At 44.6% G+C, this 13,492-nt stretch carries 9 protein-coding genes; 8 read left to right on the forward strand and 1 reads right to left on the reverse strand.

Translation table 11 applies throughout. The features are described 5' to 3' along the window. Window positions 1-402: 402 nt before the first annotated feature. The 5 genes from AC3RV5_RS03505 to AC3RV5_RS03525 all read left to right on the forward strand — a co-directional run bounded on the left by AC3RV5_RS03505 (window position 403) and on the right by AC3RV5_RS03525 (window position 6,818). Window positions 403-1,506 (forward strand): HlyD family secretion protein, encoded by a 1,104-nt coding sequence (locus tag AC3RV5_RS03505; protein ID WP_489730594.1) that lies wholly within the window; start codon window positions 403-405, stop codon window positions 1,504-1,506. After that, window positions 1,506-3,272 (forward strand): ATP-binding cassette domain-containing protein, encoded by a 1,767-nt coding sequence (locus tag AC3RV5_RS03510; protein ID WP_489730595.1) that lies wholly within the window; start codon window positions 1,506-1,508, stop codon window positions 3,270-3,272. The genes AC3RV5_RS03505 and AC3RV5_RS03510 overlap by 1 nt, the downstream gene beginning before the upstream one ends. Then, window positions 3,269-4,393 (forward strand): ABC transporter permease, encoded by a 1,125-nt coding sequence (locus tag AC3RV5_RS03515; RefSeq protein ID WP_489730596.1) that lies wholly within the window; start codon window positions 3,269-3,271, stop codon window positions 4,391-4,393. The genes AC3RV5_RS03510 and AC3RV5_RS03515 overlap by 4 nt, the downstream gene beginning before the upstream one ends. Window positions 4,394-4,400: 7 nt before the next feature. After that, a complete protein-coding gene (locus tag AC3RV5_RS03520; protein WP_489730597.1) occupies window positions 4,401-5,513 on the forward strand; it encodes an ABC transporter permease in 1,113 nt (370 codons plus the stop codon). A 315-nt stretch (window positions 5,514-5,828) separates the two neighbouring features. After that, entirely contained in the window at window positions 5,829-6,818 is a 990-nt protein-coding gene (locus AC3RV5_RS03525; RefSeq protein ID WP_489732091.1) for a LacI family DNA-binding transcriptional regulator, read from the forward strand. Window positions 6,819-6,835: 17 nt separating this feature from the next. On the opposite strand, the gene AC3RV5_RS03530 is transcribed toward AC3RV5_RS03525, so the two are convergent. Further along, window positions 6,836-8,761 carry an amylosucrase gene (locus tag AC3RV5_RS03530; RefSeq protein WP_489730598.1) on the reverse strand — a complete coding sequence of 642 codons (1,926 nt, stop codon included), beginning with the start codon at window positions 8,759-8,761 and terminating at the stop codon, window positions 6,836-6,838. A 323-nt stretch (window positions 8,762-9,084) separates the two neighbouring features. Between AC3RV5_RS03530 and AC3RV5_RS03535 the strand changes: the two genes are divergently transcribed. From AC3RV5_RS03535 to AC3RV5_RS03545, 3 genes are all read left to right on the forward strand, one after another. After that, a complete protein-coding gene (locus tag AC3RV5_RS03535; protein WP_489730599.1) occupies window positions 9,085-11,511 on the forward strand; it encodes a TonB-dependent receptor domain-containing protein in 2,427 nt (808 codons plus the stop codon). An 87-nt stretch (window positions 11,512-11,598) separates the two neighbouring features. Continuing rightward, window positions 11,599-12,888 (forward strand): MFS transporter, encoded by a 1,290-nt coding sequence (locus AC3RV5_RS03540; protein WP_489730600.1) that lies wholly within the window; start codon window positions 11,599-11,601, stop codon window positions 12,886-12,888. A gap of 160 nt (window positions 12,889-13,048) precedes the next feature. Then, window positions 13,049-13,489, forward strand: coding sequence for a DUF3010 family protein (locus AC3RV5_RS03545; protein ID WP_489730601.1), 441 nt, complete (start codon window positions 13,049-13,051; stop codon window positions 13,487-13,489). Window positions 13,490-13,492 lie beyond the last annotated feature (3 nt).

The raw sequence follows: 13,492 nt of genomic DNA on the forward strand, positions 1-13,492 counted from the left end.
TTCGATGAGATTTTTGATAGATCGTGGCTTTCTTTAAATCGTAATTGATGTAGGTATCACGCTGCTCAAGCAGCATATAATCATTTAACTGCGGCTAAAAACGTATGCTTATCTGTTGTGTCATTTGTTGATCATAATCAAGGAAAGTATCTTTGCAAGACGTACAGTGAATACTAGTAGTGATTTATATGTTGAAGCTCAAATTAATACGTTTGAGGAATGTTTCGCACATGCAAAGTTTGATAGTTTTGAGACTTGACCTACACAAGTATTCATTATCCCCAGTGACCTCGATTCTAGCACAAAAGACAGATGAGTATCTGGGGTGGGATACGCTTACTGACTGAATTAGTGCAAGAAAACTCAATGGTTAATATTTAAGTAATATAGCGAGAAGTATTCATGAGAAAAATTATTATCCCGGTGATTCTACTTATCGCTGGCGGAGGCTCTGCTTATTATTTTTGGCAACAACAAAGCTCTTCCATTAAGAGTAATGAAATAATTTCTAAAGTAAAAAGCCAGGTTGGTGCATTGTTTGGAAAGCAACTGCAAGGAGACGAAAACGAACTGTTACTTTATGGCAATGTTGATATTCGCGAAGCGCAACTTGCATTCAATGGCAGCGAACATATCTCTGAGATTATGGTGCAAGAAGGTGAGCAAGTAAAAAAAGGGCAATTACTAGCATACTTGCATAACGAAATTCTAAAGACTCAATTAAAAGAAGCAGAAGCGCAGTTACAAGCCCAAGCGGAAACAGTCATTAAGCTAAAAGTAGGTGCAAGAAAGGAAGAAATTGAAAAGATTCGAGCGGAATATAATGCTGCACTGGCACAATCCAAAGTGTCGCTTAGTAGTTACAAACGACTTCTACCATTAATAAAAAAACAAGTAGTATCGCCAGATGAAGTCGATGAAGCAAAAGCGCTGGCAGATTCGTCTAGGGCGCAGGCCGAAGCGGTAAGACAAGCGCTGATTTTATTACAAAGCGGTACCCGAAAAGAAGATGTAGCTGCTGCGGAAGCGATTTTGAAAAGCCGTGAGGCGAATGTTGCTCTGGTTAAACAGAAGCTGGATGATGCAAGGTTATACGCACCTGCCGACGGCATTATCCGTAACAGAATTCTTGAAGTCGGCAGCATGGCATTTCCCCAAACGCCAGTGATGACCCTCGCTTTTGTGAATCCTGTATGGGTAAGAACGTATCTTCCTGAAACTGCTTTAGGAAAAGTAGCGCTCGGCAGTAAAGCAACGATCACTACCGATAGCTATCCCGATAAAGTATATGAAGGCTGGGTTGGCTATATTTCACCAACCTCTGAATTTACACCCAAAAACATCCAGACCACTGAATTACGTACCCGACTTGTTTATTCAGTGCGAATTTATGCCTGCAATCCACAGAATGAATTGAGGCTAGGAATGCCGGCTACCGTTCATATTGATATAAGTCAGGCTCCTAATTCTCAGGAAAAAGGCATTCAGAATTGCGGGAATGAATAATGACGGATGATATTCTCAAACTCACAGCTGTCACCAAACTGTTTAAAGGTAACGAACAAGATATAAGAGCACTCGATAATGTATCTCTTCAAATCCAGACGGGAAAAGTAACCGGTCTGATTGGGCCCGATGGTGCAGGCAAGACAACTTTGATGAGGCTTGTATCGGGCTTGCTGTTGCCTGATAGCGGAAACATTGATGTGATGGATATTGATGTTGTCAGCAATCCCCTGGAAGTACAATCACAGCTGGGTTATATGCCACAACGCTTTGGTTTGTATGAGGATTTAACCGTTCAGCAAAATCTTGACCTGTATGCTGATCTACAAAATGTCTCACATAAAGATCGGAAGCCACGTTTTGAGCAACTCATGCAGATGACTAACATGAGTCCTTTTACCAAACGTTTGGCGGGAAAGTTGTCAGGTGGCATGAAACAAAAGCTTGGCCTAGCCTGCACCTTATTGCGCTCACCCAAACTATTAGTGCTGGACGAGCCTACCGTAGGTGTTGATCCTGTTTCCCGACGTGAGTTATGGGAAATTATTTACCAACAGGTCAGTGAAGTGGGTATGAGTGTTTTGCTTAGCACTGCCTATATGGATGAAGCTGAACGTTGTAATGAAGTGGCATTGCTTCACGAAGGTAAACTGCTGATGCAAGGCAAGCCACGGGTCTTGAGCCAACCACTGTCTGGTAGAATCTTTCATATTAGTGCCGAGGGTATCCGGCATCGAACGCTTCAGCAAATATTGAGTAAAACTCCCAATGTGCTAGATGCATTGATTGAAGGAGAAGGTGTCCGCATTATAATGGATCAGGCTGTTAGCGCTGAATCCATAAAACTACCGCAGAAATTAACCCAAGACAACCAAAACAAAGTCAAAATTAAACCTGTTGAGCCACATTTTGAAGATGTCTTTATTAGCCGTCTAAAAACCAGCGATGAGGTTAAACAACAGGGTCAGATACTGTCAGCTTCGGTGGATGGCTCAGCCGAAACTGTCGTCATCCAGGCCGATAACCTGACTAGGGTATTCGGCGACTTCATTGCGGTCAATAATATTAGCTTCGGCGTAAAACAGGGCGAAGTTTTTGGTTTGTTGGGAGCTAATGGTGCGGGTAAATCAACCGCATTCCGTATGCTTTGCGGGCTTTTACCTGTCAGTAGTGGCAAAGTGTCGGTTGTCGGGTTGGATTTACGTGTAGCAGCCGCTAATGCGCGTCGTCGTATTGGCTATATGGCTCAGAAATTTTCACTGTATAGCAACCTTTCAGTCAGCCAAAACCTGAAATTTTTTTCTGGCGCGTATGGCTTGCGCGGCAGACAGCAAAAAGAACGGATGCAATGGGCTTTGACTACTTTTGAGCTACAAGGTTATCAAAATACCAATGCGGGAAATCTGCCGTTGGGTTATAAGCAACGCCTCTCTTTTGCCGCTTCGTTGATGCATGAGCCAGACATTTTATTTCTGGATGAACCTACTTCAGGCGTTGATCCACTGGCACGCAGAGAATTCTGGGAGCGCACTAATCACCTCGCTGAAATGGGTGTAACCATTCTGGTAACCACTCACTTTATGGATGAGGCGAACTACTGTGATCATCTGGTTATTATGGATGCAGGCAGGATATTAGCCGCAGGCACACCGCTGGATATGAAAAATCTGGCGCGAAGCGATACACACCCAGATCCCTCAATGGAAGATGCTTTTATTTATCTGCTGAATCAGAATGAAAATAAACACCAGACGGTGAGCGCATGAACAGCCAATCCAGAATGCGTTTATGGGGAATGGTACGCAAGGAAATGTGGCAAATTGTGCGTGATCCTTCGAGTATTGCGATTGCCTTTATTATGCCCGTGGTGCTGCTTTATTTGTTTGGATACGGTGTTTCACTGAATGCCAAAAATATTCCGCTGGGTATTGTCGCCGAAAGTCCCGATCTAATTACCCAGTCACTGCAAGGATCGTTTGATCGCTCCACGTTCTTTAAGCCTATGGCTTTTAGCTCCATTCAGGAAGCTCAATTGGCAGTTGACGAGAGACGTATTGAAGGTATTGTATGGATGCGCAGTAACTTTTCATCCAATTTGCAAGCGGGCCTGGATGCACCGATTAATATTATTGTAAATGGTGTGGATTCCAATCAAGCGAATATTACCAACGGTTATATTCAGGGTGTCTGGCAGGCATGGCTGGTGCATTTTGCCGAAGCCAGGGGTATCGACATAAACCTGCCTGTGGAGCTTGAACAACGTGTCTGGTTTAATGCAGCCTTGTCCAGCAGCCTATATTTAGTGCCGGGTGTAATCGTCATTATCATGACGATTATTGGCTCTTTATTGACGGCAATGGTTGTTGCCCGCGAATGGGAACGTGGCACCATGGAAGCACTGATGGTTACGCCTCTGCACATGAAAGAAATGCTGGCAGGTAAGCTGATTCCTTATTTTATTTTAGGTATGGCGAGCATGTTTTTAAGCCTGGCAATTGCGGTATGGCAATTTGGCGTACCGCTGCGTGGCTCATTCTGGATACTGACACTGGCTTCCGCCCTGTTCATGCTGGTGTCATTAATGATTGGTCTATTGATTTCAATCGTTTCCAAAAACCAGTTCGTTGCCGGACAACTCGCCATTATTGTGACCTTTCTTCCTGCGTTTATTTTATCAGGTTTCCTGTTTGATATTAACTCCATGCCAGCAGCTATTCAGGCTATCACCTTGATTGTGCCGTCGCGTTATTTTGTTTCGTTGCTGCAAACCCTGTTTTTAGCCGGCGATATCTGGCCAGTCGTTATTCCCAACATGCTTGCTTTGCTAGCGATGCTAGTATTTTTCTACATTATTGTTTCACATAAATTTCACAAGCGCCTAGAGTGAGCAGTCAATGAAAATCACACAAATTTTTGCTTTGGCGAAAAAAGAATTTCTGGCTTTATTGCGTGATAAACGAAGCCGCATGATATTGATTGGCCCACCTATCATGCAAATGCTTATCTTCGGTTTTGCGGCTTCGTACGATCTTAATAACGTCCCTATTGCTGTTTATAATCAGGACCAGGGCGCCGCATCTCGCATTTTTATCAGCCAGTTTGAAGGCTCACCCAATTTCCATATTACAGCTGCTATTGAGAAAAATACTGATATTGCGCCATTGATTAACAATCGCAAAGTGTTGTTAGTCCTTAACATTGAACCCAACTTCAGTGCTAATTTAGCCCAGGGGAAATCGGGAACTATTCAGGCCATTTTTGATGGCAGGAACTCCAATACCGCAAGTATAGCGATGAATTATCTTGGCACGATAAGCATGGTATTTAGTCAGCAATGGAATAAAGCACATGGACAAACCGGGCCACGTGTCGAGCTGAGTGTGCGCAACTGGTTTAACGAAAACTTGCAATCCCGCTGGTTTATTATCCCGGGTATTTTGGGTTTGTTGGTATTGGTGGTGACCTTATTAGTGACTGCTCTTTCGGTTGCCCGTGAGCGTGAATCGGGCACTTTTGATCAGCTTCTTGTAACACCCATGCGTCCTGTAGAAATCCTGATTGGTAAAGCATTGCCTGGACTTGTTGTAGGTGTTGTTGAAGCGACCGTGATTCTTGTGGTGATTGTGCAGATTTTTGATATTCCACTGCGCGGTGACATTGGCGCGCTATATCTTGGTCTTATTCTGTTTTTGTTGTCTGCTACAGGGATAGGACTGATGATTTCTGCGATTTCTGTCACCCAACAACAAGCTATATTAGGTGCTTTTCTGTTTCTTGTACCTGCGGTTATCCTCTCTGGCTTTTCCACTCCAATAGCGAATATGCCAGAAGTAATACAGTGGTTAACCTATCTGAACCCCTTGCGATATTTTCTGATTATTATAAGGGGCGTATTTTTAGAGGGAAACAGCTATGACCTGTTAATAGATCAATACTGGCCGATGTTAGTTATCAGCGTAGTGAGCCTCGTATTTTCGGGTTGGCTTTTCAAGCACCGGATGTATTGAAGATATAGGAATTTTTACTGTGTTAAATTTCCATCATTTAGTCTTTGCTAGAGGGCTATTAATTATTATGAGGTCACTGGTTTTTGTTATCTAATTGAAGGGCAACATGAACGGTTTATTGTTGACTGATACCCAAATTATGCAAGGCGGGTTTTTCACTGTCCCCTATAACCGCGACTATCCCCTGTTTATAGTCGATATTGCGCTAGCTCGGGGCCAAATACTTATGCTAACGTGCGGGTATAGCCTTTAATACGGAAAATCCTTCTCATCAAAAAAAAGCTCAATCTGAAACAAGTGTCTTTGCAACTTGGGGTGTCGACGGCAACGGTGTCAAACGCCTTTAATCGACCGGATCAATTATCGGCCAAATTGCGCGAGCGCATCCTACGTGAGTCTGGCGAATTGGGTTATCACGGGCCGAATTTTGCTGCCCGTTCGTTGCGCAAAGGTGAGTCAGGGGTGATTGCCGTGGTGTTGGCCGACTCGCTCAGTTATAGCTTTTCAGATCCTGTAGCCAACCAGTTGTTACAGGGGGTGGCGGAAGTGTTGGTCCAAAACAACAAGCAGCTGCTGTTACTGTCCAGTGAAAAAGATTCGAATCAGCAAAGCAGTACTGAGTCCATGCCCGACGGTTTTATTTTTTATGGTGCGCCAAAAGGTGATATTTTTGAACGGGTACGGCGAAGTGGCAAGCCTTTGATTGCCGTCGATTTTGAATCCAGTGATAGTGCGTCGGTGAATATTAATAATGAAGATGGGGCATTTAGAGTGGCCGAACATGCTTTAAGGGGCAAGCCTGATACTGTGGCGGTGTTGGGTTTGCGGTTGGTCGATTCCGATCGCATCGGGCGTTTGACGGAACAGGATCTTGAACTGCATTCCAAAGAAATTTCCCGCAGTCGCCTCAAAGGTTATCTGCGAGCAGCCAAGTCCTGCCAAGTCACTATTCAACCCAGGCATATATGGCACATCCCCCTTAATACACCCGCCAATGCTCAAATCGCTGCGAGGGAGGCATTAACCCTTAGTCCTTTACCTGAAGTGATTTTGTGCATGAGTGACGTGATTGCTTTGGCTACCATAGGTGTGGCTCAGGAGTTGGGTATCGATGTACCTGGCAGAGTCAAGATCACCGGTTTTGATGACATTCCCGAGGCTCAGCGCAGCAACCCAGGTTTAACCACGGTTTGCCAGCAAAGCCTGGAAAAAGGGCGGGTGGCCGCCCGCATGTTACTCGACCAAAATCTGGATCGCACAGTGGTGCTGGAAACGCGCCTAGTGATTAGGCACAGCTGCGCCTAATGGGCTTGAAGCAATATCTAACCGAGTAACCACATTACTTGATAGGGCAATAATTCAATTTGCTCAGGTACTGCTTTGCGGCCATTATCGTGTAATAAATCTTGCCACAACCCTCCGTTTTCCAGTCCCAAGGCAATACGTTCTACGCCCTGGGCATGTTCGCTGAAATTACAAATTGCTACCAATTCTTGCCCCTCTTGATTGCGTCTGGCATAGGCGAAAACAGCCGGGTTGCTAAGGGGTAAAATATGCGTTTGAGCTTGACCAAAAACGCTGTGTTGGCGGCGTATATCGATCAGCTTTTGTAGTCCGCTTGCTACCTTGTTTTGCGGGCTACCGGCCAACCGGCTCTGGGCAATGATGTCATCACTTAATCCAATACGGTGCACCCATCTGGCATCATGTTCTTTACTGCTATTTTGCCGATAGCGGTAGTCATTGGTTAACCCTAGTTCATCGCCTGAATACAACAGCGGGATGCCACCAATACTCAAAATAATGCTATGCACCAATAATATGCGCCCGATTGCGTGCTCAACAAGCTGTCTGTCATTTAGCGTTAGCGCCTGTTCTAAACCGGCTAACGAGGCCAGAGAGCCACATACCCGGCAGTCGCCATTGCTAGGGTTTTCACCAAAAGCGACTCCTGTGGCAAACGTGCCCTCAAAGCGACCCGTGTAAAACTGGTTTAAAAAATAGCGATGATCCTGGCCGTTCAGACCTTGATTTTTCGCGACATCATCATCGAATGTCCAGCCAATATCATCGTGGCAGCGTACATAATTGACCCAAGCGCAATCTGGCGATATCTCAAAACTTTTGTTCATGGAACCCGTAAGCAGTGCTGCATCGCGGGTGGCCAGAGTATTCCAGATAAGCGCCATTAAGAGTGGATTGTAGGAAAGCTGGCATTCTTGTTTGGCTATGTATTTCAATACTTCATCTGGATGCACTATGGCTTCTGATTTAAACACCACAGCCGGAGCAGCAATTTGCAAACAACTGTTGAATGCTTGAATCAGCGTGTGGGCTTTGTCTTGGTTTTCACAACTGGTGCCCATTTCTTTCCAGATAAAGGCCAGCGCATCTAGGCGCAACGCTTCACAGCCTAAATTGGCTAAATACAGCATTTCGTCAGTGATGGCATCGAATACAGCGGGATTGGTGTAGTTTAAATCCCATTGAAAATTATTAAACGTGGTCCATACCCATTTATTGCAGTCAGGATCCCAACTAAAATTACCCCGGCGCACTTGGGGGAAAATTTCCCGCAAGTGTTGCTCATACTGCTCGGGTATATGTTTATCATCAAACATATAATAATAATCACTGAATTCGAGATCACCTGCTTTTGCTGCTTTAGCCCAAGAGTGTTCATCCGAGGTGTGATTAAACACGAAATCCAGTACTAAGCTGATACCTTCGTCGGCCAACGCCTTCGACAGTGCTTCAAGATCCTTATTGGTACCCAGGTTTTTGTTAACCTTGCGATAATCAGATACTGCATATCCGCCGTCGCTATCCCCTTCTGGTGAGTCATACAGAGGCATCAAATGCAGGTAGGTCACACCTAAGGTTTTTAAGTAAGGGATTTTGTCTTTAAGACGAACTAAATCACCGGCAAATAGATCAACGTAGCAGGCCATGCCCAACATACTTTCGTGCTGATACCAATGAGGATCTGAAATCCGAGCTTGATCCTTCACTTTCAATACGCGGGAACGGTTCGTATAAGCGTTGGCTAGAGTTTGGGTAACTTTTTGTAAATAGTAGAAAAAATCATAACGATGACCGTAAATTTCAAACAGCAATGCAAACAGTCTTGGAAACTGTTCATCTAAGCGCCGGATAAACACTGTTTGATCTCGCTTAGTCATTTTAGATAAATCAAGACTACCTAAAATACGGTTTAAGGAGCGCTTACTTTCGAGTTCTAAATTCATATCTCACCGGTTTAACTTATTCGTTTAAGTATATTCATCGACCTTGTTATAACTAGGTTAGCCTATATATTTCGTTAAATATATAACAAATATTTTACATACGCTAAAAAGTTTGCTACTTTTTGTACATGCAATCTTAAACGATTAAGATGGTTTTTTAAACACCCATGTTAATCGCTAAGACATGTTTCGATAAGTAGTGAAGATTGAGCTGAGTTAGTGGCAATGTCATAAACTAAGTTCAGGTAAATGAGCTAACACAATATAGGCGCTAAAAAAGACGTTTACGTAATAGCGCAAAGACCAATACCGGAGATACACACATGAACACATTGTTTACCCGTAGCGCCATATCAATGGCGATTGCATTAACCTTCAGCGGTTCGCTGCTCGCTCAAGAACAAGCGGCCGATGCCACACAAGTTCAAGAGCAAAGCCAGGATGCATTAGGATTTGAGCAGATCGTAGTAACCGGTTCGGTTCGCGGCGGCACTAAAATGGACTCAAGCGTATCAGTCAGTACATTAAGCCCTGAAGACTTTGCGATTGCAGCTCCGCGGGCAACCGCAGAAATCTTTCGTTCTATCCCCGGTATTCGCTCTGAATCAACAGGTGGCGAAGGTAACGCAAACATAGCGGTACGCGGCCTACCTGTCGCATCTGGCGGCGCAAAATTCTTAGTATTACAAGAAGATGGTTTGCCAATCATGCAGTTCGGTGACATTGCCTTTGGTAATGCCGATATTTTCCTACGTGCAGACTCTACGATTTCAAGAATTGAAGCGATTCGTGGTGGTTCATCTTCAACGTTAGCCAGTAATTCACCTGGCGGCATTATTAACTTCATTAGCAAAACCGGTGACAGTGAAGGTGGCAGTATATCAACCACCATTGGCCTTGATTACGACACCACTCGCACTGATTTTGAATACGGTGGTGATATCAGCGACACCATGCGTTTTCACGTTGGCGGTTTCTTTCGTGAAGGCGAAGGTCCAAGAGAAGCGGGCTATAACGCCAACTCTGGCGGGCAGATCAAAGCTAACCTAACCAAAGAGTTCGATACTGGCTTTATTCGTGTTTATTTTAAACATTTAGATGATAAGAGTATCGGTTATTTGCCGATGCCAATGTACGCCAATGGCGATTCAATCCCAGGATTTGACGCTCAAAGCGACACGCCGCACAGTGTTTATCTACAGGACACAGTCCGTTTAAATGGCCAAAATCAAATTAGCCGCGGTAATATTTCAAACGGTATGAACCCTTCTGTAACCAGCATTGGTTTTGAAGCCAACTTTGACGTTAGTGACGATTGGACACTGGTTAACAAGTTTCGTTTTTCAGACGTGTCAGGCAACTTTAATAGCCCAATGCCAGCTGAAGTTGCAGGCCCATCTGCTATAGCTCAAAGTATTGGCGGGACAGGCGCTACCCTTGAGTATGCTAATGGTCCTAATGCAGGCCAGGCATTTACTGAAGCAACAGGCAATGGTTTGGTCATGCGGACACATACCTTTGATGTTGAAATGAACGACTTTGGCTCATATGTGAATGATCTAAAACTTTCCCGTAGCTTTGACAACGTCTCGGTTACCGCTGGCTACTATAAATCACGTCAAAATATCGATATGAGCTGGTTATGGAATTCCTACTTAATGGAAGTCAAAGGCGACAATGCTGCCCTGCTTAATGTGATTGGTGCTGACTCAACACAGTTCTCTGATAACGGTTTGTATGCTTACGGTACGCCATTTTGGGGTAATTGTTGTCAACGTAATTACGATATTCAGTACGATATCAGCGCACCTTACTTAGCGGTGGCCGGTGAGCATGGTGACTTTACCTGGGAAGCCAGTGTACGTCGTGACAGCGGTGACGCATTTGGTTCTTATGCCACAGCGGTGACCAGTAGTATCGATATGAACGGCGATGGCTCGATTTCAATACCAGAAAGCAACGTAGTGGGCATCGATTTAGCCAATGCCAGCAACGTTAACTATGACTGGCACTACACCTCTTACTCGATTGGTGGTAACTATCGTATTAACGATGATGTAGCGACGTTCGCCCGTATCAGTCGCGGGGGTCGCGCCAATGCTGACCGTTTGGCATTTGGTAAAATTAACGCTGATGGTAGCGTAGCATCAGCTGATGCAGTGGACATGGTAAATCAAGTTGAGGCGGGTGTTAAATATCGCCAGAAAGGATTGGGTGTATTTGTTACCGGCTTCTACGCGGAAACAGAAGAGCAAAACTTTGAAGCGACCAGCCAAAAATTCTTCGACCGCGTGTACGAGGCATACGGTATCGAAACTGAAATTGCTTACACCCTTGATAACTTAACCTTCAAAGGTGGTTTTACCTGGACAGATGCAGAAATTGTGCAAGATAACATCACCCCTGAAGTCGTGGGTAACACACCGCGCCGCCAAGCTGACTTTATTTATCAGCTAACGGCTAATTATCAGATGGATATGGGGGCAGTAGGTGTTAACTTCATTGGTACCACAGATGCATACGCCCAAGACAACAATGACTTGAAATTTGACGGTTATACCCAAGTGAATGCTTTTGCTGATCACTACATTACGGATGCGCTTAGCGTGGCTGTGAACGTCAATAACTTGTTTGATACCGTGGGTATTACCGAAGCAGAAGAAGGATCAGCGGCTAGTGGCAACAGTATCATTCGTGCCCGCGCTATTAACGGCAGAACCACGTCGTTAACGCTCAAGTATCAGTTCTAATAACCGCCAAACGCATAGCCAATTTGCTGGCTATGCGTATTCTTATTATTAGCCTAATCGAACCGTATTTTTAAGGGGCGCACTTAGATGCAAACAGACATTGCCTTTACTACCGCTGCACATGACCGAAACGTGCGCCTTATTCGTTGGCTGACATATCTTATGTTCATGATGTTTGCCATGACCTCTGATTCCGTTGGCGAAATCATCAAAGAAGTGAAACGTGAATTTGATGTTAGCAATACTCAAGCGAGTTTAATGCATTCATTGTTTATGATTGGTATCGCCTTTTCAGGTTTGTTTTTAGGTTTTTTGGCTGACAAATTTGGTCGTAAAAGAACGGTCATGCTCGGACTGGGCCTATTTGCGTTGTCTTGTTACTTATTTTTAGTGGGCAACAGTTTTGAATTCATTCTAGGTCTGATTACATTATCGGGCCTAGCCGTTGGCGTGTTTAAAACCGCCGCGTTGGCATTAATTGGTGATATTTCCCGCTCAACCAAAGAGCATACCGGCACGATGAACGGCGCCGAAGCCTTCTTTGGGGTTGGCGCTATTATTGGCCCATTAATCGTGGCATGGATGGTTCGTGAAGGAGTCGATTGGAAGTTACTCTACGTGCTCGCTGGGGGGCTATGTACGTTATTAATTTTGATGGCCTGGAAAGCTGACTACCCAGTGCATACCCCTGCCACCAAAAGCCATAAACCGGTTAATTTCATGAGTAGTTTAAAACTCCTCAAAAATCCTTACGCCATGGGGTTTTCCATCGGCGCGTTTTTATATGTGGCGGCAGAAAGTGCGATTTATGTGTGGATGCCAAGCTATTTAGTGTGTGATGCCGTGACCATGAACGATGCGTTTACGTGTTATACCCAAGGCCCACAAAAGATGCTTGCTATGTACGCGGTATCGGTATTTTTTTCGTTGCGTGCAGTAGGCCGATTCGTGGGAATTTGGATGATGCAGCGTTATAACTGGGCATTAGTGTTGATGCTTTTTAGCTTAGCGATAACCCTCTGCTTTATCGGCGGATTAGTTGGCGGTAAAGAAGTGGCCTTGTATTTATTTCCCTTAACCGGTGTCTTCATGTCAGTAATTTACCCCACCTTTAATTCCAAGGGCATTTGTTGTTTTGCTAAGACTGAGCACAGTACTGTTGCTGGCGTCATTTTATTTTTCACCGCCGCAGGAGCAGCAGCAGGGCCATTTATAATGGGGATCGTCAGCGATGCCTATGGCGGTGACGCAAAATACGGCTTTATCGTCGCCACGATATTTAGCGTTTTGTTGTTCTTTGGCTTGTTATATAACTATGTGTGTAATCCGACCGAGAAACGTTTGCGTGAAACGGAACAGTCCGAGTACGGCGCATAGGGAAGAGGGCAGAAATGGAACCCTATAAGCGACATGCTGAAATTAGCTGGCTTGCGCGGCGCAAAACTGAAGTATCTTTGTCTTTTTAAGCGCAATAATCATAAGATCCGCTTTATTGTTTTGCGTTATACTGCGCTGGTCTAGATAAGTTGGGTATTATATGAAAGTTTGTGGTGTTGAAATAAATAGTAATGACGTAAATGTGTGTTTGTTGTCCCTGGCAGATGAAGTTTTTCAGTTACCGGATTTTCGTTCTCGTCGGTTAACCTTAACCAATATTAACAGTGCCGAGGAATTACGTTATGTTCAGCGCACTTTTGCCAAGTTAATGACTGATTATCAGGTGGATAAGGTAGTGATCCGCCAGCGCCCAATGAAAGGTAAATTTGCCGGTGGGGCCGTGGGCTTTAAACTCGAAGCCGCCATCGAGCTAATCGACGATCTCGATGTGGTGATCATGTCACCTACTGATATCAAAGACTCTTTGAAGCGCAATCCGGTGCATATTCCTTACATCGACACGGGTCTTAAAATATATCAGGAAGTGGCGTTCAACACCGCCTTTGCCTATTTAATGAAAGACAAATACGCCGCGGTTTAAGGC

Source organism: Paraglaciecola sp. IT1134 (genome assembly GCF_058068185.1).